The organism is Buttiauxella noackiae ATCC 51607 (genome assembly GCF_001654865.1).
In the GTDB taxonomy this organism is placed as follows: domain Bacteria; phylum Pseudomonadota; class Gammaproteobacteria; order Enterobacterales; family Enterobacteriaceae; genus Buttiauxella; species Buttiauxella noackiae.
In genome coordinates, this window is record NZ_LXEO01000025.1 from 45,737 (window position 1) to 69,578 (window position 23,842).

The window sequence follows — 23,842 nt, forward strand, 5'->3', positions numbered from 1 at the left end:
CTATGAAAGGCACATTCACCGCACGTTGGATATGGATTGCAGCAGCAGTCATTGTCGTTATCGCCGCCGTTTTTTACTGGCGCCATTCGAACACGGGTAACGACACCGCAGGTTCGCAATCAACTCAGCAGCGCCATCCAGGCAATCGCCAGGGGATGCGCGGCGGTGCATTAGCGCCGGTTCAGGCCGCAACGGCGACCAGTGAAGCTGTACCGCGTTACCTCACCGGTCTTGGCACCATTACTGCCGCGAACACCGTTACGGTGCGCAGCCGTGTGGATGGGCAATTACTGGCGATTCACTTCCAGGAAGGGCAGCAGGTAAAAGCAGGTGATTTACTGGCAGAAATCGATCCAAGCCAGTTCAAAATCACCCTTGCCCAGGCGCAGGGGCAGTTGGCAAAAGATCAGGCAACGCTTGCCAATGCGCGTCGTGACCTGGCCCGTTATCAACAACTGGTCAAAACCAATCTCGTGTCACGTCAGGAATTAGATGCGCAACAAGCGTTAGTCAATGAATCTGTCGGCACGATTAAAACTGACGAAGCCGCCGTTGCCAGCGCTCAGTTGCAGCTCGACTGGAGCCGGATCACGGCCCCGATTGATGGCCGTGTAGGGTTAAAACAGGTTGATGTCGGCAATCAGATTTCCAGCAGCGATACCGCCGGAATTGTCGTGTTGACCCAAACGCATCCTATCGACCTGATCTTTACCCTGCCTGAAGGTGACATTGCCACCGTGGTTAAAGCGCAAAAGGCAGGAGCCACGCTGAGTGTTGAAGCCTGGGATCGTACTAATAAGCAAAAACTCAGCAGCGGTTCACTGTTAAGTCTGGATAACCAGATTGATGTCACCACTGGCACCATCAAACTCAAAGCCCGCTTTAATAATGAAGACGATGCACTGTTTCCAAACCAGTTCGTGAATGCACGTATGCTGGTGGATACTCAGCAAAATGCCGTAGTTGTTCCCACTGCTGCGGTACAAATGGGCAATGAAGGCAGCTTTGTCTGGGTGCTTAATAGCGAAGATAAAGTCAGTAAACATCTGGTGACAACCGGCATTCAGGATAGCCAGAAAGTCGTTATCACTGCGGGCCTTTCTGCAGGAGAGCGAGTGGTAACGGACGGAATTGATCGCCTGACAGAAGGGGCGAAAGTAGAAGTGGTCGAGGCACAATCAGCGAAAGCAAACTCTCCGCAGAGCAACAGCGAAGCCGCGCCAAAACACAAACGTAACGGAGCGACCTCCTGATGCAGGTGCTACCACCAAGCTCCACAGGTGGCCCGTCGCGCCTGTTTATCCTGCGGCCAGTTGCCACCACACTTTTGATGGTGGCCATTTTGCTGGCCGGGATTATTGGCTATCGCTTCTTGCCTGTCTCTGCATTACCGGAAGTGGATTACCCAACAATTCAGGTGGTAACGCTCTATCCTGGAGCCAGCCCGGATGTCGTGACATCAGCAATTACCGCGCCTCTTGAGCGTCAGTTTGGCCAGATGTCGGGCCTCAAACAGATGTCTTCACAAAGTGCGGGTGGCGCATCGGTTGTAACGTTGCAATTCCAACTCACGCTACCGCTTGATGTTGCCGAGCAGGAAGTACAAGCCGCGATTAACGCCGCTACTAACCTGCTGCCAACCGACCTGCCGAACCCACCGGTCTACAGCAAAGTAAACCCGGCAGATCCGCCAATTATGACTCTCGCTGTCACCTCAACGGCCATGCCGATGACGCAAGTCGAAGACATGGTGGAAACACGAGTCGCACAGAAAATTTCCCAGGTTTCAGGTGTCGGCCTGGTGACGCTTTCCGGCGGCCAGCGCCCTGCCGTGCGCGTGAAACTTAACGCCCCGGCGATTGCCGCACTGGGTTTAACCAGCGAAACCGTGCGTACAGCAATCACCAGCGCCAACGTTAACTCAGCAAAAGGCAGCCTTGATGGCCCGGAACGAGCCGTCACATTGTCTGCAAACGACCAAATGCAGTCGGCAGAAGAGTATCGCAACCTGATAATTGCTTATCAGAACGGTGCGCCAATTCGTCTTGGTGATGTGGCAACCGTTGAGCAAGGGGCAGAAAACACCTGGCTTGGCGCGTGGGCGAACAAGCAACCGGCGATAGTAATGAACGTGCAGCGCCAGCCGGGGGCGAATATTATCGACACCGCCGACAGCATTCGTGCGATGTTGCCCGCGCTAACCAAAAGCCTGCCGAAATCAGTTGAAGTCAAACTGCTCAGCGACCGCACTACCAATATTCGCGCCTCCGTTACCGACACTCAGCATGAGCTGATGCTCGCCATCGCGCTGGTCGTCATGATTATCTACCTGTTTCTGCGTAATGTTCCGGCGACGATTATCCCGGCAGTTGCAGTGCCACTGTCGTTGATCGGGACTTTTGCGGTGATGGTGTTTCTCGATTTCTCAATCAACAACCTGACACTAATGGCGTTAACCATCGCTACTGGTTTTGTGGTTGATGATGCGATTGTGGTTATCGAAAACATCTCGCGTTATATCGAAAAAGGTGAAAAACCGCTCGCCGCATCGCTGAAGGGTGCCGGTGAAATTGGGTTCACCATTATTTCCCTGACATTTTCGCTTATCGCAGTACTGATCCCACTGCTGTTTATGGGCGATATTGTGGGCCGTTTGTTCCGGGAATTTGCCGTCACGCTGGCTATTGCGATTCTGATATCTGCGGTGGTGTCGCTGACGCTTACACCAATGATGTGTGCACGGATGTTAAGCCATGAATCACTGCGCAAACAGAACCGTTTTTCTCGTGCCAGTGAGCGCTTTTTCGATCGCGTCATTGCCGGATACGGGCGCATGTTAACCCGTGTATTAAACCACCCGTGGTTAACGTTGGGTGTGGCTTTTGGCACCCTGGCGCTCACCGTTGTGCTGTGGATTTTCATCCCGAAAGGCTTCTTCCCGATTCAGGATAACGGCATTATTCAGGGCACCTTACAGGCACCGCAATCTGTCTCCTTCGCCAGCATGGCACAGCGCCAGCAGCAGGTTGCAGACGTGATAATGAAAGATCCTGCGGTCGAAAGCCTGACTTCATTTATTGGCGTGGATGGTACCAACCCATCGCTGAACAGCGCGCGTTTGCAAATTAACCTCAAACCATTGAGCGACCGTGACGACCGCATTCCGGTGGTGATTGAGCGCCTGCAAACTAACGTGGCAAAAGTGCCGGGGGTCGAGCTTTACCTGCAACCGGTGCAAGACTTGACCATCGATACCACGGTTAGCCGTACGCAGTATCAATTCACCTTGCAGGCAACCTCACTCGATGAGCTCAGCACCTGGGTGCCGCAATTAACCGAAAAACTGCGAGCACTGCCACAACTGGCTGATGTCAGCAGCGACTGGCAGGATCAGGGGCTTGTCGCCTATGTCAATGTTGACCGGGCCAGTGCCAGCCGTCTTGGTATTTCCATGTCAGATGTCGATAACGCGCTCTATAACGCATTTGGTCAGCGCCTGATTTCCACTATTTATACTCAGGCCAATCAGTATCGCGTGGTGCTTGAACACGACACCAGTACCACACCAGGCCTGAGTGGGCTGGATAATATTCGCCTTGCCAGCACCGATGGCAGTAGCGTGCCGTTAAGTAGCATTGCCAAAATCGAGCAGCGTTTTGCCCCATTGACGATAAACCACCTCGACCAGTTCCCGTCGAGTACCTTCTCGTTTAACGTCACCCACGACCATTCGCTGGAAGATGCGGTTAAAGCGATTACCGCGGCGGAAAAAGATCTCGCCATGCCTGCTGATATCACCACTCAGTTCCAGGGCAGCACCCTCGCCTTCCAGGCAGCGTTAGGCAGCACCATCTGGCTAATCGTGGCCTCAGTGGTGGCGATGTATATCGTGCTTGGCGTGTTATATGAAAGCTTTATTCATCCAATAACTATCCTCTCGACACTGCCGACTGCGGGCGTAGGCGCATTGCTCGCGCTGATGCTGGCGGGAGCAGAACTGGATGTGATTGCCATCATTGGTATCATTTTGCTTATCGGCATCGTGAAGAAAAACGCCATCATGATGATCGACTTCGCCCTTGCGGCGGAGCGTGAGCAAGGCATGAAACCGTACGATGCGATTTACCAGGCCTGTTTATTGCGTTTCCGTCCGATTCTGATGACGACCCTTGCCGCCCTGCTCGGTGCGCTGCCGTTGATGCTCTCAACTGGTGTGGGTGCAGAACTGCGCCGCCCGCTAGGGATTGGTATGGTCGGTGGTCTGCTGGTGAGCCAGGTATTAACGCTGTTCACCACACCGGTTATCTATCTGCTGTTTGATAACTTGTCGCATGCGGTGCGCCGCCGCTTTGGCCATCGTGATGAGGAAGTGCTGTGAAATTCTTCGCACTGTTCATCTACCGGCCTGTCGCCACCATTCTGCTGACCGCCGCCATCACATTGTGTGGCGTGTTAGGCTTTCGCTTGCTGCCTGTGGCCCCACTGCCACAGGTGGATTTCCCGGTCATTATGGTCAGCGCGTCACTGCCGGGTGCCTCACCTGAAACCATGGCATCATCGGTCGCAACGCCACTTGAACGGGCGCTCGGGCGCATTGCTGGCGTGAATGAAATGACCTCATCGAGTTCACTTGGCAGCACGCGCATCATTCTGGAATTTACCTTTGATCGCGATATCAACGGTGCTGCGCGTGATGTGCAAGCCGCGATAAACGCCGCGCAAAGCCTGCTACCAAGCGGAATGCCAAGCCGCCCGACCTATCGCAAAGCTAATCCGTCAGACGCACCAATCATGATCCTGACGCTGACTTCCGATACGTTTTCGCAAGGCCAACTCTACGATTTCGCCTCCACACAACTGGCACAAACCGTCGCCCAGATTGATGGTGTGGGTGATGTGGATGTCGGCGGCAGCTCATTGCCTGCTGTGCGCGTAGATCTTAACCCACAAGCACTATTCAACCAGGGCGTTTCGCTCGATGCCGTCCGCACCGCTATCAACAATGCCAACGTGCGCCGCCCGCAAGGTGCTGTGGAAGATAGCGCTAAACGCTGGCAATTGCAGACTAACGATGAACTGAAAACCGCTGCGGAATATAAGCCGTTAATCATTCACTACAACAATGGTGGTGCGGTACAACTGAGTGATGTCGCTAACGTCACCGATTCAGTACAGGACGTGCGTAACGCCGGGATGACCAACGCAAAGCCCGCGATTTTGCTGATGATTCGTAAATCCCAGGAAGCGAACATCATCGAGACGGTTGACAGGATCCGGGCAAAACTCCCTGAGTTGCGGGAAACTATTCCGGCGTCAATCGATTTGCAAATTGCCCAGGATCGCTCGCCAACTATTCGTGCCTCTCTTGCTGAAGTCGAGCAATCATTGGTTATCTCGGTCGCACTTGTGATTCTGGTGGTGTTCCTGTTCCTGCGTTCCGGGCGCGCAACACTAATACCCGCGGTCGCAGTTCCGGTGTCGCTCATCGGCACCTTCATCGCTATGTATCTATGCGGCTTTAGCCTCAATAACCTGTCGCTGATGGCGCTAACCATCGCCACCGGTTTTGTGGTGGATGACGCAATAGTTGTGCTGGAGAATATTTCCCGCCATCTCGAAGCGGGCGTGAAACCATTGCAGGCCGCACTCCAGGGCGTACGCGAAGTCGGTTTTACCGTGCTGTCGATGAGTCTGTCGTTAGTCGCCGTTTTCCTGCCGTTGCTGTTAATGGGCGGGTTACCGGGGCGGCTGTTTAAAGAATTTGCCGTCACGCTTTCGGTCGCCATCGGTATCTCACTGGTGGTGTCGATTACGCTTACGCCGATGATGTGTGGCTGGCTGTTAAAGAATAAACCGCAGCATACCCCGACCCGCAATCGTGGATTTGGTCGCGTACTTGTCGCAATGCAACAAGGCTATGGGCGTTCGCTGAAATGGGTGCTAAACCATACGAAATTGGTGGGTGTTGTGCTGTTGGCAACCATCGCACTGAATGTCTGGTTATATATCGCAATTCCGAAGACGTTCTTCCCGGAGCAAGATACGGGGCGCTTGATGGGCAACATTCAGGCCGACCAAAGCATTTCATTCCAGGCGATGCGTGGGAAGTTACAGGACTTTATGAAAATCGTCCGCAATGATCCGGCTGTGGATAATGTGACCGGTTTTACCGGTGGTTCACGGGTAAACAGCGGCATGATGTTTATCTCATTGAAGCCGCTTTCAGAACGTAAAGAGACGGCGCAACAGGTTATCGACCGCCTCCGTAAATCACTGGCAAAAGAACCCGGTGCGAGCCTGTTCTTAATGGCCGTGCAGGATATTCGTGTCGGCGGACGCCAGGCCAATGCCAGTTACCAGTACACACTGCTGTCAGATAACTTGGCCGACCTGCGCACCTGGGAGCCGAAAATCCGCCAGGCACTATCCAAATTGCCACAGCTCGCGGATGTCAACTCCGACAGTCAGAATAACGGCGCGGAAATGGATCTGATTTATGACCGTAAAACCATGTCACGGCTGGGAATAAGCGTTCAGGATGCCAATAACCTGTTAAATAACGCCTTTGGACAGCGACAGATTTCGACAATTTATCAGCCGCTAAACCAGTACAAAGTGGTGATGCAAGTCGACCCGCGCTACACACAAGACATCAGCGCTTTGGATCAGATGTTTGTAATTAATAAAGAAGGCAAAGCGATTCCGCTGTCTTATTTTGCCAAATGGCAACCGGCGAACGCCCCGCTTGCGGTGAATCATCAGGGTTTATCAGCGGCCTCAACCGTTTCCTTTAACTTGCCGACTGGCGTGTCGTTATCGGAAGCGAGTGAGGCTATTGACCGCACCATGACCGCGCTCGGCGTGCCTTCAACCGTGCGCGGGATGTACGCCGGAACCGCACAGGTATTCCAGGACACTATGAAATCCCAGATTTTGCTGATTATTGCCGCCATCGCTACGGTTTATATCGTGTTAGGGATTTTGTATGAGAGCTATGTTCACCCGCTGACAATCCTTTCCACTCTGCCTTCTGCGGGGGTTGGCGCGTTGCTGGCACTGGAGTTATTTGGCGCGCCGTTTAGCTTAATTGCGCTCATTGGCATCATGCTATTGATTGGCATTGTGAAGAAAAACGCCATCATGATGGTGGACTTCGCCATAGACGCGCAGCGCAACGGCAACCTGCAACCCGAAGAGGCGATTTTCCAGGCCTGCCTGTTGCGTTTCCGCCCGATAATGATGACCACACTTGCCGCACTGTTCGGTGCATTACCATTGGTACTCACCAGCGGAGACGGTGCGGAACTGCGCCAGCCGCTCGGGATCACCATCGTAGGCGGCCTGGTTGTCAGCCAGTTGCTGACGTTGTACACCACACCGGTGGTGTATCTGTTCTTTGACCGTTTGCGGATGCGGTTTGCGCGTAAGTCCACTTCAGTAATTGCAGGCGGGTGACGCTACGCTTAACCGCCCTACAACACCTTGCTCTCGTCGTTGTAGGGTGGATAAGAGCGCCAGCGTTATCCACCCTCTTTGAAGGATTGAATATATGACTGAACTTCCAGCGCAAGTCCGCTGGCAACTGTGGATTGTCGCCTTCGGCTTCTTTATGCAATCGCTCGACACCACTATCGTCAACACCGCCCTACCCTCTATGGCAGCGAGCCTGGGGGAAAGCCCACTGCATATGCACTCGGTTATCGTGTCGTATGTGCTAACGGTGGCGGTGATGCTGCCCGCAAGCGGCTGGCTGGCGGACCGCGTCGGCGTGCGTAATATCTTCTTCACCGCCATCGTGCTTTTTACTATCGGCTCACTTTTATGTGCCCGAGCTTCAACGCTCGACGAACTGGTGATGGCGCGGGTAGTACAAGGTATTGGCGGCGCGATGATGGTGCCCGTTGGCCGCTTAACGGTGATGAAAATCGTCCCGCGCGAACAATATATGGCGGCGATGACCTTCGTCACTTTGCCGGGACAAATCGGCCCATTGCTTGGCCCGGCGCTCGGCGGTGTGCTGGTGGAGTATGCCTCCTGGCACTGGATTTTTTTGATTAACCTGCCGGTGGGCATTATCGGAGCCATAGCCACTCTTTCGCTAATGCCGAATTACACCATGCAAACGCGCAAATTCGACATGATGGGATTTGTACTTCTGGCGTTTGGCATGGCGGCGCTGACCATTGCGCTCGATGGCGCAAAAGGTTTAGGCGTCACCCCTTCCATCGTATGGCTATTGGTAGGCGGCGGTGCGGCGGCCATGACGCTCTACTTATGGCATGCCAAAGCCAATGAAAACGCCCTGTTCAATCTCAATTTATTTAAGACAAAAACCTTCTCTCTCGGACTATTGGGCAGTTTTTGCGGCCGCATCGGCAGCGGCATGATCCCATTTATGACGCCGGTATTTCTACAAATCGGCCTCGGATTTTCACCATTCCATGCGGGCCTGATGATGATCCCAATGGTGTTGGGCAGCATGGGGATGAAACGCATCGTGGTGCAGGTGGTTAACCGCTTTGGTTATCGCAACGTTTTGGTCGCCACCACGCTCGGTTTATCGCTGGTCATCCTGCTGTTTATGGCAACAGCGCTACTGGGTTGGTACTACTTTTTGCCAGTGGTGTTATTCCTGCTCGGCATGGTGAACTCCACCCGCTTCTCGTCAATGAACACGCTCACGCTAAAAGACTTGCCAGACGATCTCGCAAGCGGCGGCAACAGCATGCTCTCCATGGTGATGCAGCTTTCGATGAGTATCGGCGTCACCATCGCTGGGTTGTTGCTGGGTATGTACGGGCATCACCAACTCACGGCGGATAGTGCCGTAGTCCACAGCGTCTTTATGTACACCTATTTCAGTATGGCGGTGGTTATTGCCCTGCCCGCGCTGATTTTTGCTCGCGTCCCAAAAGACACCACCAAAAATGTCGTGATTGCGCGACGCAAAAGGAGGAGCTCATGAAGCTCTGGCGGCCTGGTATTACTGGCAAACTGTTCCTCGCGATTTTCTCGACTTGCTTACTGGTGCTGGCAATCATGCATTGGGGTGTAAGACTCAGTTTCGAACATGGGTTTATTGATTACATTAAACGCGGTAATGAACAGCGCCTGGAGATGCTAAGCGACGCGCTGGGCGAACAGTACGAGCAGCACGGAAACTGGCAGTTTCTGCGCAATAACGATCGCTTCATGTTCAAGCTGCTGCGTTCATTCGAGCATGGCGATGTAGAAAATAACAACCTGCCGCCGCACGGTTGGCGCACCCAATTCTGGGTTGTCGACCAGGATTACAAAGTACTGGTCGGCCCACGCGGCCCGGTTCCGACAGACGGTATGCGCCGGGCGATTAACGTTAATGGGCGTGATGCAGGCTGGGTTGTCGCCTCGCCGGTCGAACGCCTGACGCGCAACACCGATATTAATTTTGACCGCCAACAAAGGCGCACCAGCTGGATTATTGTCGGTCTGGCAACATTGCTCGCCGCCGCCGCGACCTTCCTGTTAGCGCGTGGCTTGCTGGCACCGGTTAAACGGCTGGTCGACGGTACTCACAAACTGGCCGCTGGTGATTTCACCACCCGCGTGGACTCCACCAGCCAGGATGAACTTGGCAAACTGGCGCAGGACTTTAACCAACTCGCCAGCACGCTTGAGAAAAACCACAATATGCGCCGCGCTTATATGGCGGATATTTCCCATGAATTGCGCACCCCGCTGGCGATTTTACGCGGTGAGCTGGAGGCAATTCAGGATGGCGTGCGTAAATTCACCCCGGAATCCGTCGCATCACTACAGATGGAAGTGGCCACGCTGACCAAACTGGTTGATGACCTGCACCAGCTGTCGATGTCCGACGAAGGCGCACTGGCCTACCAGAAGCAATCTTTGGATATTATTAACCTGTTGGAAATTGTCGCGGGTGCCTTCCGCGAACGCTTTAATTCGCGTGGTTTAAGCATTAGCCTGGCGCTGCCAGATAGCGCCACCATTTTCGGCGACAGCGACCGTTTAATGCAATTATTCAATAACTTGCTGGAAAACAGCCTGCGCTACACAGATGCGGGCGGCCAGCTGGTTATCTCAGGTGAGGTGGTGAATCAACGTTTCGTTATGCACTTTGCCGACAGTGCGCCGGGCGTAAGCGACGAGCAGTTAACCATGTTGTTTGAGCGTTTTTACCGTGCTGAAGGTTCACGTAACCGGGCCAGCGGTGGCTCAGGCCTTGGCCTGTCCATCTGCCACAACATCGTTGCCGCCCATAACGGCAAGCTTTATGCCACGCATTCGCCTTTCGGCGGGGTAAGCATTACAGTAGAGTTACCGCTGGAGCCAGAATCGTTGAGACCTGTATGACCGAATTGCCGATTGACGAAAACACACCGCGTATTTTAATTGTTGAAGACGAGCCGAAGCTCGGTCAACTGTTAATTGATTACTTACGTGCTGCGGGATATGCGCCAGAGTTGATTACCCACGGCGACAAAGTGCTGCCTTTCGTGCGCCAGACGCCGCCAGATTTAATCCTGCTCGATTTAATGCTACCGGGAACCGATGGCCTGACGCTATGTCGCGAAATTCGCCGTTTCTCTGAAGTTCCGATTGTGATGGTGACCGCTAAAATCGAGGAGATCGACCGCCTGCTGGGGCTGGAAATTGGTGCTGATGATTACATCTGCAAGCCCTATAGCCCACGCGAAGTGGTTGCACGCGTCAAAACCATTTTGCGCCGCTGCAAACGCCAGCGCGACCCGGTTGCAGCTGATGAAATCAGCCCGTTAATTATCGACGAAGGTCGTTTCCAGGCAAGCTGGCGCGACAAACTGCTGGACTTAACACCAGCGGAGTTCCGACTGCTAAAAACCCTCTCCCACGAACCGGGCAAAGTCTTTTCCCGCGAACAGCTGCTAAACCAGCTTTACGATGATTACCGCGTAGTGACTGACCGCACCATAGACAGCCACATTAAAAACCTGCGCCGTAAACTCGAAGCGTTAGATGAAGAACAGTCGTTTATTCGCGCCGTGTATGGCGTGGGTTATCGCTGGGAAGCGGACGCCTGTCGTATTGCGTGAGGGTAGTTTCTGGAGTCAATAAGCGCTACAATTCCCGCCCTAAAATTGTGGCTAAGCCGCATATCTTAAAACCGTCTCACCGGGTGAGGCGGTTCTGACCTGACATCAGAACGAGAAAATCATGTTTAAACCAGAACTCCTGTCGCCAGCCGGAACGCTGAAGAATATGCGTTACGCTTTCGCCTATGGTGCAGATGCTGTGTACGCTGGCCAACCGCGTTACAGCCTTCGCGTGCGCAATAACGAATTCAACCACGAAAACCTTCAGCTCGGCATCAACGAAGCCCATGAGCTCGGCAAAAAATTCTACGTGGTTGTGAACATTGCTCCGCATAACGCCAAGCTGAAAACCTTTATCCGTGACCTGAAACCGGTTATCGATATGGGGCCGGATGCGCTGATCATGTCCGACCCTGGTCTTATCATGATGGTGCGTGAAGCATTCCCGGAAATGGACGTTCACCTGTCTGTGCAGGCCAACGCCGTGAACTGGGCAACCGTGAAGTTCTGGAAACAGATGGGTCTGACCCGCGTCATTCTTTCACGCGAGCTTTCCCTGGAAGAGATCGCAGAGATCCGTGAACAAGTACCAGAGATGGAACTGGAAATTTTTGTTCATGGTGCGTTGTGCATGGCTTACTCTGGCCGCTGCCTGCTGTCGGGTTATATCAACAAACGTGACCCAAACCAGGGCACCTGCACCAACGCCTGCCGTTGGGAATACAAAGTTGAAGAAGGCAAAGAGGATGTTGTCGGCAATATCGTGCATCTTCATGAGCCGATTCCGGTTCAGAACATAGAGCCAACTTTGGGCGCCGGCGCACCAACCGACAAAGTGTTTCTGCTGGAAGAAGGCAAACGTCCTGGCGAATACATGACGGCGTTCGAAGACGAACACGGCACCTACATCATGAACTCCAAAGACTTACGTGCCATTGAACACGTCGAACGCCTGACCAAAATGGGCGTGCACTCGTTAAAAATCGAAGGCCGCACCAAATCCTATTACTACTGTGCACGTACTGCTCAGGTTTATCGCCGTGCGATTGACGATGCAGCCGCAGGCAAGCCATTCGACCCGACTCTTCTGTCTACACTTGAAGGGCTGGCGCATCGCGGCTATACCGAAGGTTTCTTGCGTCGCCATAATCATGATTCTTATCAGAACTACGAGTACAGCCACTCGGTTTCTGAAAGCCAGCAATTTGTCGGTGAATTTACCGGCGAACGCCGTAACGGCCTGGCAGAAGTAAAAGTGAAGAACAAATTCCTGCTTGGCGATAGCCTGGAGTTAATGACGCCGCAAGGTAACGTCACCTTCACGCTTGAAGTGCTGGAAAATACCAAATCGCAGCCGATTGAAGTGGCTCCTGGCGATGGTCACACCGTATGGATGCCTGTGCCAGAAGATGTCTCGTTGGATTATGCGTTGCTGATGCGCAATCTGGCAGGCTAAACCTCACGCGATCAACAAGCTAAATAGTTAATTTAAGTTATTTTTTACGCCAGGACATTTCTTAGAAACCGATCACATACCGCTTCGCTGTATACGGTTATTATCGCCGGGCTGAAAAACATAACCCATAAATGCTAGCTGTACCAGGAACCACCTCATTGGCCTGTGGAATCTCCCTTCCGCAGGCCTTCTTTTTTGTGGGTATAAAAGAATTTGACTTCAAGCACTAAGGATGTCGTGAAGCCGCTGGTACTGAGTGAGTACATCACCTCCAGCTCATCTTTGACGCGTTTAAATCCTGATACCGCGACCGATGTTTTCGGGTAGAGATCTACGCGCCCCAGACCTGGCTGATGGATAGTACAGGACATAACAGGTGTATTTATCTTTATTATGAATAAAAGGGTTAATTCATTCCCTGAGTGAATGTAAATATATTTCCTTAAATAAAAAACGAATTATCTATAGATGTTGAAGTACGAGACGGTTATTTTATTATGATAATTTCAGTTAACAAACAAGGAATAGTGCTATGGCAATACCCGCATATTTATGGCTAAAAGATGACGGTGGTGCACTCATAAAAGGTGGCGTTGACGTCAAAGGGCGTGAGTACAGTATTGAAGTAAAAGGTTTTCATCATAATTTGATGATCCCGACCGACAATGCAACCGGGAAAGTAACCGGCACAAGAATGCACTCGCCCATGCTTGTCGTAAAAGATTTCGACTGCTCCAGCCCTTATATCTACAAAGCTGTAGCAACAGGTCAGAATCTGGAATCAGCTGAAATTAAGTGGTATCACATCAACGACGCGGGTCAGGAAGTTGAATATTTTAATATGATGCTTGAAGGCGTTCGTGTTGTTTCAATCTCCCCCACTATGGCATCTCCAGAAGATAGCAACAGTAATCATCTTGAAACCGTAGAGCTGCGCTATGAAAAAATAACCTGGAAACATAACGACGGAAATATTATTTATTCCGACTCATGGAATGATCGTCAAACAGCATAAAGCAAAGGGGCTATTAAGCCCCTTAATCATGTAACCATCGCCCCGCCGCAGCCGATTCAGCAAACATTTCAACCGTTAAAGGCTTTCTGGTTTTCTCCACTTCGACTCTTTTTGCTTTAAACCATCGGGTAAATAGCGGAGTATTTTCCCAGGGAAAATAACAAGCCCAATCGACAGCAGACAGATCAACTTTGAAGATCTCCTGATATTTATTTATAGCGTCTTCAAAGTCGTCACCAGGTGAATCAAACAAATCTGAGTCAAATTCCAGAGGGATTTCTTTCCGGTGTTTATCTAAATACCCTGGAATCTCCTCCCTGAACATCGCTAATACTTCGTCTTGTATCGTCATCAGAAATAAGTCCATTGTATGCGGTCTTTTGGTCGGGCAATCAGATTGTATTTGTTCTGAGTTTTCCGTGACACCTCATAAATCGCATTGATCAGGCCAATCCATCCAAGCCAGGGAACATAACGAGCAATAACGGCTGCAAGCTTATTCGTTTTCTGCATCCTGAATCCAACAGGTGTAGGAACCCTGATCCCAAAAGGCGTTCGCGCATCCCTCAAAAGCATTCGCCCATACTTTGAAACAACGCTTGTACCTTTGATTGCTGTACCGGGTTTTGTCCTGGTTTTTATCCATGGTTGACCCGCAAGAATAGCAGCCCCTGACTCAATGCCGATTCCCAACTCATCGCAAAATTGTTCTAAGAAGATCACGTCAAACAATTCGCCAGGCGTCAGGTTCGCTTGCCCATGATAAAAATAAGTACCGCCGAGTTCTTCAACAGTATCCATTATTTAAGTCCATTTAACTTAGGGAACCGCATCATAACGCCTGATTAAAAGACGTACAAACACCAGGGCAATATCATCACACGAATTGATCGGCGCGATCGATCAATAAGGGATAATTGAACGCTTATATCCATTATCTATCAGTGGGTATTACCGCTATCGTTTTTGCCATTCACGGAGGCGATGCGATGGAATATGCCAAACCCCGCAGACTCAGCCTGTTCTTACCCCCAAATCCCCCGCATAAGATACACTTAGAATTCAACTACATTTCCAGAGGTATGCCATGGAGCAGTTTCCTGTAACGTTCGTGATCCTTAACGGCAAAGGTGCCGACAACGACATTTTACGTAGTGCGGTCAACGTGATGCGTGATGAGGGATACACGTTACATATCCGTGTTACCTGGGAAAAAGGTGATGCTATTCGTTATGTTGAAGAAGCTTCGCGGATGGGGGCTGCGACAGTCATTGCAGGTGGCGGTGACGGTACGATAAACGAAGTGGCAACCGCGCTGGCGCAGCTTGCGCCTGAACGCCGTCCGGCGCTGGGGATTTTGCCGTTAGGCACCGCGAACGATTTTGCCACCAGCGTCGGTATTCCTGAAGAGCTGGACAAAGCTTTGCAGCTGGCGATTGTCGGCAAAGGCGTGGCTATAGATCTGGTGCAAGTGAATGAGTCGTACTTTTTTATCAATATGGCGACCGGCGGTTTTGGTACACGAATCACCACTGAAACGCCGGAAAAGTTGAAAGCGGCACTCGGCGGCATCGCCTATTTTGTTCACGGCCTGATTCGGATGGATACCCTGAAACCGGACCGCTGTGAAATTCGCGGCGAGGGTTTTGAATGGCAAGGCGATGCGCTGGTTATTGGTATCGGCAATGGTCGTCAGGCTGGCGGTGGCCAGGAACTTTGCCCGCAGGCGCTGATCAACGACGGGTTGCTTGAGTTGCGTATTTTTACTGGCGAAGAGCTGCTGCCCGCCATCTTTAACACGCTCACACGCCCGGACGACAGCCCGAATATTATTGATGCGCGTTCATCCTGGTTTGAGATAACCGCCCCGCACGACATTACTTTTAACCTTGATGGCGAGCCACTGACCAGCCAGAAGTTCCGCATCGATATCCATCCTAATGCGCTGAATTGCCGTCTGCCGCCAAACTGCCCGCTCTTAGGCTGACGAGTTACTTACTGCATAACAAAGAAGGCGATCGGCTGGTTGTAAAAAGCCAGCTGGAGCCCGTCAATTGTTTGATATTTAGAAAAAACTTCGCATCAGGTTCTAAATAGAAAAGCGGGAATGTTCTCTTTAATAATGAGACATCCGTTTGATTTCCAGTTGAATCCGTCACTGACTTTGAAATGAGAAAATAATCATTTCCCTTACGTTGAAAATCAAAAAATACATTCTGATTCACTTGTTCAACCAGAGTGTTGTTCGATATAACTTCACCCCGTAGCAACACCGCCCCGGCATCACCATTAAAAACATATTGCATCGTAACATTTGCAACATTATCTTTACGATGAAGGGTTAATTCCCCAGTGCAGCTAAAATGCGTATTTTTCCAATACAGATATACCTTAACCGTTGCGATACAGGATGCGATAATCAGCAAGCCTACTAATAACCATGAAGTATTATTTTTCAAACGCATCTCCATTATCAGTTATAACATAATGCGTGACGCAGTAATTCTTTCGCCAGGTACTAAAAGGACGTTCACAAGCCACAGCTGAAAAACGGGCAAAATTGTTATAAGCCGTTAAATAGACATAATGAAAATGTTCACAATTCAATTTAAAGTCACGCGAAAATAAGCGATGCTTTTTGTAGTCAGTGGTATCGGAATTTACAAAATAACTGCAGTTACTCTGAGTAATTAGTGGTTTAAATTCTTTGAAACGGTTATCCATACTGGCTTGCCAGGTTAAAAATGCCCCGCTTAAACTAAGTGCTAGCACCATTGCACTGATACCAAACCATCCCCTGATGAGCGAAGAAGACAAACGGCGCACAACCTTACGCGGCTGTGTTCGTTCAGGCGCAGAAGGTTGTGGTAGCTCCGTAGCAATGTTTTCGCCTTCCTCACTGCAGGTTATTTTCAATGTATTTTCAAGTTTGACCCCGACCTTCGGGACGGTGACGATATAGTCCTCATTAAGGCCAAATTCTTTAAATGCCCGGCGCAAAAGGGAAATATTTTGATAGAAGGTATTATTGGTTACCTGGGCTCCATTACTCACCCAGACTTCATGGAAAAATCGCTCCCGAAGAACCACTTCCCCTTGATAATTAACCAACAACGCCAGGCATCTGCTCGCAGGTATACTCAGTGATAGAGGTGGCTGGTCGCTATTAATAGCGATAATCCTGTGTTTTTCAGGTAGAAAGGCCGCCACGCCATTCAAGATTATTTGTTTATTCACGCGATTCCTTACGTATTCAGATTCGGGGGGTATAAGAGACTTATTAGATCCGTTTATTTGATCGGCAAAGCATAACCCCACTGATTTCCCTCATCGTTTATTATGACAAATTTAACTACACCGTCCTGTAAATCTACCTTATTAAACGTAAAGAGCTGCTGCTGCGAAAAAGGGCTTAAAGTTATTCCCGAAGCAGAGTGCCCGGCTATTTCCACCTCCGCCAAAGAGATATTCCAGGGTGTAGGGTTGGATACCGTCACGCCCTCACCCGAGCGCGCAAAACGTAATTGATGCCCCGCGTCCTCAGTTAGCTTCCCCACTCCAGATGGTCGCCAAAACACCTTTAATTGCGTACGAAATGCCAGCAGGATTTTTTCATTTTGCGCCGCTGACTGATTAGGCGGGATCTCATATATATTTAGCCAAAACAGCGACTCACGGTCATTTGGTAAACCTTTACCGCTGGTTAGCAACCTGATAGAACGCTGCTCAAGCGGCGCCAGACGAAAAATGGGCGGCAATACTACAAACGGCGATTCGGCAGTTTGCGGGATACCCTGAGGGTCACCATCGTCAATCCATGCCTGCACAATCACCGGATAATCGGCACTGTTAGCAAGCGTAATGGATTGGGTCGCCGCCGCCTTGTCAAAGACCACCCGCGTGGCACTCAGGTTAACCACCGCCTGTAGGGGTAAGGCTAAACATAACCACAAAAACAGCATTCTACTGAAGGCGCATAAGGATTTGGGCATGAGCCTGATATCTCCCTGCTTCCAGCTGATCACTTGCGAAACGTTCAAGACGCGCTTCAAATGTTTCGTGGTAACTATCAACACCGCTCTGGGTTCCAGTTTTTACCTGAGCGCCCCCCAGAACAGGCACCCAACCGGCGTTTGCGCCTGTTCCACCGACGTCGGTGGTCAAGAAGTTCATCGGGATACCATTGCGCAATATCCGGACGCCAACCCCCCGCGCATGACCCGGTGCGCCATAAGCATCATCAAGTAAGTGAGTCACAGCGCTCCCGCTCGTCAGACCATATTTTTGTGCGGCCAGGACATTCGCCTCCGGAGCCAGAAATCCGAGTGCTACATTCTGCTTGTTGGTGACAACCCCTGAAACCACATTGGATTCGCAAGCAAACTCGAGTGAGAAAGGTGCACTGACGCTACGCCCTGCTCTGATATCCGCAGCACTTACTCGAGGTAATTGCACAAAAGGTGTGAAATGGGTCACCTGGCAAATCGCTCCTCGCCGCACGGTAATCCCATTATTGTAGAGGCTAATCACCGATGGCCAGTCGGCATACCAGCCAGCCCAGTTGCTATTGCGATGCGCCTGGCCCACTTTGATGCCATTCGAGTCAATTCCTGGCCCGCGAAACACAACATAAGCGTTAGGGTTTACCCCAGCAAAAGTGTAAGTCGCAGCCGAGCTGATAAAATATCGCGTATCCGCTGTTTTCATCAGCTCCACTCGAATCGGCGAAAAGTTTTTGGCTTTAATTAAAAAGTTGCCATCTTTATCAGTATCAAGGTTAGTCATTGCGACCTGCTGCCAGATATCTGTGAATACCTGTCCGGTCGCTTCCAGCGTAATACGCATCGCCACATTTTTGGCAAACGTCAGATAAGCCCCCGGCACATCTTGCGCTTCATACCATCCGGCATAGGCATCATCCCCGTTGGTGGAAAACGCCTGATAAAGTTGGCCCGCGGTATCCGGCGTACAGCGGAAAAACACCATTTCAGGATCCCACCCACCTTTGCGTGCATATTGGGTGAAAGGAATCCCCCCACCTGCTGCCAGTACCGTGCCCGGCGGTTGAAAAATATTATTGCTGCTGACATCAATTGATTTACTCACCCCGGTAAGCTGACCGTTCCAACCATCTGCTCCACCATTACCGCGCCATGAACTCGTTTTGCCATCGCTTGCTGAGCTCAGGCGATGTGAGCCGAATTGACTGTTCGCACCGGTATATGGGTAGATAATGTATTCGCAGGCCGCCTGTGCCGTAGCGCTTAACATCATCAGTATGACGATCGCGAGTTTTGTCCTGGTTTTCACTTTATGGTTTCCTTACGCAGCCAAACACTGGGCAGTTAGCGCGATCATCGCCTGCTGAGGGTGGTCATCTGTTAACTGATATTTAAATGCGCATCTTTCCTTAGGACCTTCGCCCCAGCGCACCGTTAGCTCTCCTTGCGTTGCCGGTAAACGGGCATAAACCTGGTTTGCCTGCCCCACCATCCCAACAACCTGATTGTGTTCATCAAAGACTTCCGCTCCTGCAGGAAGCGAGCCGCGGCGTGGAGTGACATCAATCAGCGCCGCGGTTCCTTTTGTCGTTGAGAAAGATAATTTCACTGCGGCTCCGGCATACGGTGCAACGCGTTGTTGGTTATCCTCAAGCTCAATGTCTGCCGCCATGTTACGTGTGTCTAACTGAACATTATTAAAACGATAGGGTGTTAGCGACGGCACGAGAGCGAAGCCTTGAGCATTGATGGCTGCCCCCTGGCCATTATTCACGCGAGCCCCTTCGGCTCCCTTAGCCTCTACCAGCGCAAAGGTGTCACCAAGCCAGGGCCCAGGCGTAACGCCGCCGCGGTGCACAACCACTGCACCACGCATTCCGCCCGACCATTGCTTATAGTTTTCTGCTTGCGAATAGCTGCCATTCAGGGTGCCAAACGAGGTCATTTTTTGCAGCGAGGCGCTCCAGTTCTTTTGTGCAGCCTCGCCCGATGCGTTCTGGTATCCCGCAGAAACGGCATAGCTTGCGCTATCATCCTCACTGACAGAACCCGCCAGCGATGCCTGATAACTCGTGCCGCTGGTTTTACTATGGCTAGTTGAAAGCGAGAGATAATCTTCACCCTTACCAAACCTCAGCGGTACGGAGAATGTCAGCGTGACAATATTTTCCGTCTGCCCATGTCTGGCATTCTGCCCTGGCTGCCCATCTGCATGTCTTGAGTTATCACGCCAGAATGTTTGCTGGCGGCTCGCGGACAGGTTGTAGCTTATTTGTCGCCACTGATTGGCATAACCAAACTGAAGCTGTGTATTGCGCCCACGCTCTCCGTAGTAATCCATCACCGAACCGGAAAGCCATATCGAGCCATAGTCCCCCAATTGCTGGTTAACGGTGGCTGTAAACTGGTTGCGCTGCGAAAGCGTATCTGAACGCCAGATATCACTGTTTTTAGCGGCATTTCGTTCACCCAACACATCACTGAAATCACGGTATCCAGCAGTGGAATAGCGGTAGCCTGCCAGTGCCACGTTGGTACCGGTTCCGTTAAATGAACGGCTCCAGGATAGCTGGGTACGCCAGCCCGTTTGTTTACCTTCCGGGAGCTGCGCGGATGACGCCGTCACATCCGCACCAATCGACCCAAGCTCTGAAGCCCAGACCCCACCCAGTACCGTGGAGGCGTACTCTTTCCCCAGGCGAATGCCACCGTTAGCCGTCAGGCTATTGGCAATACCGCGTTCAAGGGTTAAATCACCGAACCAGTTGTCATCCGTATCATAATCACGCGCTCGCCCTATAACTGCGTTATAGCGCCAGACCCCGGGACGCAAAGAGAGCGGTAGTGCTGAAAACGGAACCGTAAACTGGGTGCGGCTGCCATCGGCTTCAATCACATCAACCTGCAAATCCCCCTGCCAGGCCGTGCTGGCAAGGTCGTTAATCACAAACGGCCCCTGCGCAACGTTAGTTTGATACAAGGTACGCCCATTCTGACTGACCACCACACGCGCGGCACTTGCCGCCGTGCCGCGAATTTCTGGTGCGTATCCTTGTCGGGATTGAGGCCACATCCGTTGGTCGGTTTCCAGTTTGACGCCAGTAAACGCCATACTGCTAAACAGGTTGCCACCACTATAACTTTGGCCTGCACTTAACGTACTTTGCAGCGCTGCGACCGGGCGTTGTAACCAGACTTGTAAGTTATCCCACTGGTAGCGTTTCTTATCCCCATAACGGCTATAGCTTGCTGAGGATTGCTGGCGCAGTTGCCATAAACCAAAGTTAATACCCGACGTCAGCCCCAACCAGCCATATTCGCTCTGGCTTCCACCCGCATCACTGTAATAAAAGTTACTGTTGTAGTTGGTAAATAACAGGCTTTCCCCCGCCTGCCATTGCTCGGGGGCGACGTAATCGTGTGGCACCTGCACCATTTCAGCCTGAGGAATGGCAACATCCAGCCGTAATAGTGCGTTATCAAATACATAACTTGCCCCTGCGACGCGTTTCGCGGGACTTAAACAGCTTTCGCTGCCGGGCGTGCTTAATGCCAGCACACCATTTTGTTCATAAAAAACCAACGGCAAACAAGGCGCCACATCCTCGCCTTCACTACGAAACATCACTCCTTCACGGGCGATAAAACGCCCGTTTAGCCAGATATCAACCAGATATTGACCCGGTGCCACCGAAGCCTCGCTGTTAAAGCGGGCAAGCCCTTGTCCGTATTCGCTCCCCAACAATAAGGCTTCATCGAAGGTGTAGTTTTCTGCCTGCGAGACGAATGGCAATGCCCATCCACCCAGCAAGCAAAGGCTCAGCCAGTGATGTTTTTCCATAGTATTTTGCTTCCCTGCAAAGCCGCTAATGCTTCAGTGGAAGTGCTCCGCTCAGATAAGCGCCCTGGTCGTTAATCCATGTCATCTGCACGCTGTCACCCATCGGTGTGCCGACTAAGGGCCATGCTTTTGTCGCACCGGGGGCAATCATCTCGCCACCCAGCTTCACGGGTTTATTGGCAATCGTCACCACCACATGGGCAATCGATGCGTAATAGCCGCTGTTGTTGGTGAGACTCAGTTTGCGGCCTGAAACCGAAGCGGTTGTCGTTTTGTTCATCTCGTTCGGTGAACCTTGTAAACCAGCGGGACGCCAGAACACTTTCATACGACTGCGCAGCATCACGATCATCTGATTAGATGCTTCACTTCCTTTAGCCACTGGCGGGATTTGCAAGATATTGAGCCAGAACACCGACTCTTTATCTTTTGGCAAATCCGCGCCAGTAAACTGTAAGCGCAAGGTTTGGCCGCTGTGCGCGGCCATGCGAAACATAGGAGGAGTCAGCATAAAAGGTGCTCGCGCGGTTTGTGGTGTTGACTGCTCATCGCCGCTGTCCAGCCAAGCCTGCATGACATTCGGAAAGTCATCCTGATTGGTTAACTGCACGCTAACTTGCTTAGCATCCGCTGGATACACCACACGATTGCCGGTCATCACCACACTTGCCTGGCTGCTTAAACAGGTACCGACGAGTGCAAACGTAAGCAAACTTCTCCCTAAACTCATGTTTCATCCCCTACGCCGTGCACTATTAAAGATAAGAAATCGCGTACTGCACTGCGGCGACGACATCACCCGCGGTAGCATTGCCGGTTGGCGAGAAGTAGCGCACGGCGTAGTCGTGTTCACCGGACTGTTCCCCTGCCGGGATAGATATCCCGGCAACAGCCATTGGGTTACTTAGGTCGATAATCGTGCTGCCCGAGGCATCTGTTAGCAATTGCAGCTCAACGTTAGTAGCCGAACCGCTGGTTGCAAGGTTTCCACTACTGGTGACGTTAGTGCCAATAAATAAGGTTTTAATCTCTAATGTGGAGCTGTCTACACTGCATCCACTAACGCCCATGGTGAACGTGGTCAGCCCTGCCGAAGAAGCAGCGTCCTTAAGTTCACTTTTAGAGATGGTAGGCAACAGTACGACAGGGTGTGCATCTGAACCGTTAACGGTCACCGAACAGGTTTGTTCAGTGATCTCACCTTTAAAGGTAATGGTATTTGTTGATTCCGCGAAGGCCGCACCACTTAATAAAGCTGCCGTGCCGAATACTACGGGTAATAATGCTTTCATCTTGTAATCCTTGTTGTGTTGCTTTCGTCCTTATCGTGCAAAGCGGAATCCCAGAGCAAATAAGTCTGTTACTGATAAATAAACAGATAAGGTTAAGCAGTTGAGAATGAGATATATAACCCTAAGCAGAAACATTGCAGAAGGTATGGTCATATTATTGCTTCTTAGGAAAATTCCTAGATTTGTTTTCTGAATAATCTTTTACACCTTTCCCATATAAGGAAAATATCTTATATAATAATCAATGATTACATAAAATTCATTCAGTTATGGGAGGTTATGAGAACTGAGTGCGGGGATTGAAAGGTGCAGAATTATTAATCTTAACAATATAAAAATGCGTCAGGGTTTGCCTGACGCACGGTAATTCTGAAAGCAATTCTTAATTAAAACTTCGCCACCTGGTTTGCCATTTCGCGGCTATATTGGCGGCTGGCATTAACCAGCATTTGCGTATAAGGCACCCGTGCAGCACCGCTGATTAATTCATCGGTGCTTAATGCCTCAAGAATACGACCATGTTGCATTACCCCCACGCGATGGCATAAATGTGCAATGACGCCTAAATCGTGTGTCACCATTAAATAGGTGAGTTTCGATTCCTGCTGTAAATCCGAAAGTAAATTGAGAATTTCCGCCTGCACCGAAACATCCAATGCTGAAGTAGGCTCGTCTAGCAGCAGCACCTCCGGTTCAAGTATCAGCGCACGTGCAATCGCCACACGTTGGCGCTGCCCACCGGAGAGCTGATGCGGATAGCGACTACGAAACGCGCGGTTTAAACCCACTTTATCCAGCATCATATTGATACGCCGGTCGCGATCAGTGAATCCCTGGATTTGTAGTGGCTCCTCCAGAATATCGCCGATGGTATGGCGCGGGTGCAAAGATCCATACGGATCCTGAAATACCATCTGTACCATCCGACAGCGTTCACGGCTGATACGATGTTCAAGCTCCGTCCCATCAATCACCAGTTTTCCCTGCCAGTGGGTAAATAGCCCTGCCAGGCATTTCAGCACCGTGGTTTTCCCGGAACCCGACTCCCCTACAAGACCAAAAATCTCACCCTCCCCAACGTTAAAATTCACATCGAACAACACCTGGTTAGTTTTCGCCCCTTCGCCAAAGGTTAAATTAAGCTGGCTGACTTCAATCATGG

20 protein-coding genes are annotated in these 23,842 nt (G+C 51.2%); 9 read left to right on the forward strand and 11 right to left on the reverse strand.

The genetic code is table 11. The annotated features are described in order from the left end of the window. Positions 1 to 2: 2 nt before the first annotated feature. From M979_RS10100 to trhP, 7 genes are all read left to right on the forward strand, one after another. Positions 3 to 1,253 (forward strand): MdtA/MuxA family multidrug efflux RND transporter periplasmic adaptor subunit, encoded by a 1,251-nt coding sequence (locus M979_RS10100; protein ID WP_064554850.1) that lies wholly within the window; start codon positions 3 to 5, stop codon positions 1,251 to 1,253. Then, on the forward strand, positions 1,253 to 4,378 hold the full coding sequence (locus tag M979_RS10105) for an MdtB/MuxB family multidrug efflux RND transporter permease subunit (RefSeq protein WP_064554851.1): 3,126 nt from the start codon (positions 1,253 to 1,255) through the stop codon (positions 4,376 to 4,378). Before M979_RS10100 ends, M979_RS10105 begins: the two co-directional genes overlap by 1 nt. Then, positions 4,375 to 7,455, forward strand: coding sequence for a multidrug efflux RND transporter permease subunit MdtC (gene mdtC / locus M979_RS10110; RefSeq protein ID WP_064554852.1), 3,081 nt, complete (start codon positions 4,375 to 4,377; stop codon positions 7,453 to 7,455). Before M979_RS10105 ends, mdtC begins: the two co-directional genes overlap by 4 nt. A gap of 94 nt (positions 7,456 to 7,549) precedes the next feature. Further along, positions 7,550 to 8,965, forward strand: a complete 1,416-nt coding sequence (mdtD, locus tag M979_RS10115) for an MFS transporter (protein WP_064554853.1) — start codon at positions 7,550 to 7,552, stop codon at positions 8,963 to 8,965. Next, positions 8,962 to 10,356, forward strand: coding sequence for an envelope stress sensor histidine kinase BaeS (gene baeS / locus M979_RS10120; protein WP_064554854.1), 1,395 nt, complete (start codon positions 8,962 to 8,964; stop codon positions 10,354 to 10,356). Before mdtD ends, baeS begins: the two co-directional genes overlap by 4 nt. Further along, a complete protein-coding gene (gene baeR / locus M979_RS10125; protein ID WP_034458512.1) occupies positions 10,353 to 11,075 on the forward strand; it encodes an envelope stress response regulator BaeR in 723 nt (240 codons plus the stop codon). Before baeS ends, baeR begins: the two co-directional genes overlap by 4 nt. Positions 11,076 to 11,196: 121 nt before the next feature. After that, on the forward strand, positions 11,197 to 12,531 hold the full coding sequence (gene trhP, locus M979_RS10130; RefSeq protein WP_034458514.1) for a prephenate-dependent tRNA uridine(34) hydroxylase TrhP: 1,335 nt from the start codon (positions 11,197 to 11,199) through the stop codon (positions 12,529 to 12,531). Between the two features lie 155 nt (positions 12,532 to 12,686). On the opposite strand, the gene M979_RS23005 is transcribed toward trhP, so the two are convergent. Next, positions 12,687 to 12,902, reverse strand: a complete 216-nt coding sequence (locus M979_RS23005; RefSeq protein ID WP_425338131.1) for a hypothetical protein — start codon at positions 12,900 to 12,902, stop codon at positions 12,687 to 12,689. 161 nt (positions 12,903 to 13,063) lie between these two features. On the opposite strand from M979_RS23005, the gene M979_RS10135 reads away from it, so the two are divergent. Next, complete coding sequence (locus tag M979_RS10135) at positions 13,064 to 13,546, forward strand: Hcp family type VI secretion system effector (RefSeq protein WP_064554855.1); 483 nt, start codon at positions 13,064 to 13,066, stop codon at positions 13,544 to 13,546. A gap of 22 nt (positions 13,547 to 13,568) precedes the next feature. On the opposite strand, the gene M979_RS10140 is transcribed toward M979_RS10135, so the two are convergent. Both M979_RS10140 and M979_RS10145 read right to left on the reverse strand, forming a co-directional pair. Beyond that, positions 13,569 to 13,913, reverse strand: a complete 345-nt coding sequence (locus M979_RS10140) for a DUF1493 family protein (protein WP_064554856.1) — start codon at positions 13,911 to 13,913, stop codon at positions 13,569 to 13,571. Beyond that, positions 13,898 to 14,347, reverse strand: a complete 450-nt coding sequence (locus tag M979_RS10145; RefSeq protein ID WP_064554857.1) for an STM2901 family protein — start codon at positions 14,345 to 14,347, stop codon at positions 13,898 to 13,900. Before M979_RS10145 ends, M979_RS10140 begins: the two co-directional genes overlap by 16 nt. Before the next feature lie 286 nt (positions 14,348 to 14,633). Between M979_RS10145 and yegS the strand changes: the two genes are divergently transcribed. Next, the gene (gene yegS / locus M979_RS10150; protein WP_064554858.1) at positions 14,634 to 15,533 is read left to right on the forward strand and encodes a lipid kinase YegS; all 900 of its coding nucleotides are present in this window, start codon (positions 14,634 to 14,636) and stop codon (positions 15,531 to 15,533) included. Positions 15,534 to 15,537: 4 nt separating this feature from the next. Here the strand turns inward: yegS and M979_RS10155 are convergent, their stop codons facing one another. The 8 genes from M979_RS10155 to M979_RS10190 all read right to left on the reverse strand — a co-directional run bounded on the left by M979_RS10155 (position 15,538) and on the right by M979_RS10190 (position 23,840). Then, on the reverse strand, positions 15,538 to 16,005 hold the full coding sequence (locus M979_RS10155; RefSeq protein ID WP_157093229.1) for a hypothetical protein: 468 nt from the start codon (positions 16,003 to 16,005) through the stop codon (positions 15,538 to 15,540). Beyond that, a complete protein-coding gene (locus M979_RS10160; protein WP_064554859.1) occupies positions 15,995 to 16,783 on the reverse strand; it encodes a winged helix-turn-helix domain-containing protein in 789 nt (262 codons plus the stop codon). The genes M979_RS10155 and M979_RS10160 overlap by 11 nt, the downstream gene beginning before the upstream one ends. 53 nt (positions 16,784 to 16,836) lie before the next feature. Then, positions 16,837 to 17,571 carry a fimbrial biogenesis chaperone gene (locus tag M979_RS10165; protein WP_167350271.1) on the reverse strand — a complete coding sequence of 245 codons (735 nt, stop codon included), beginning with the start codon at positions 17,569 to 17,571 and terminating at the stop codon, positions 16,837 to 16,839. Further along, entirely contained in the window at positions 17,510 to 18,856 is a 1,347-nt protein-coding gene (locus M979_RS10170; protein ID WP_245164715.1) for a fimbrial protein, read from the reverse strand. The genes M979_RS10165 and M979_RS10170 overlap by 62 nt, the downstream gene beginning before the upstream one ends. A 12-nt stretch (positions 18,857 to 18,868) precedes the next feature. After that, positions 18,869 to 21,388 (reverse strand): fimbria/pilus outer membrane usher protein, encoded by a 2,520-nt coding sequence (locus M979_RS10175; RefSeq protein ID WP_064554861.1) that lies wholly within the window; start codon positions 21,386 to 21,388, stop codon positions 18,869 to 18,871. Between the two features lie 25 nt (positions 21,389 to 21,413). Then, positions 21,414 to 22,118 carry a fimbrial biogenesis chaperone gene (locus M979_RS10180; protein ID WP_064554862.1) on the reverse strand — a complete coding sequence of 235 codons (705 nt, stop codon included), beginning with the start codon at positions 22,116 to 22,118 and terminating at the stop codon, positions 21,414 to 21,416. 25 nt (positions 22,119 to 22,143) lie between these two features. After that, a complete protein-coding gene (locus tag M979_RS10185) occupies positions 22,144 to 22,680 on the reverse strand; it encodes a fimbrial protein (protein WP_064554863.1) in 537 nt (178 codons plus the stop codon). Positions 22,681 to 23,066: 386 nt separating this feature from the next. Further along, positions 23,067 to 23,840, reverse strand: a complete 774-nt coding sequence (locus M979_RS10190; protein WP_034460049.1) for an ABC transporter ATP-binding protein — start codon at positions 23,838 to 23,840, stop codon at positions 23,067 to 23,069. Between the last annotated feature and the right edge of the window lie 2 nt (positions 23,841 to 23,842).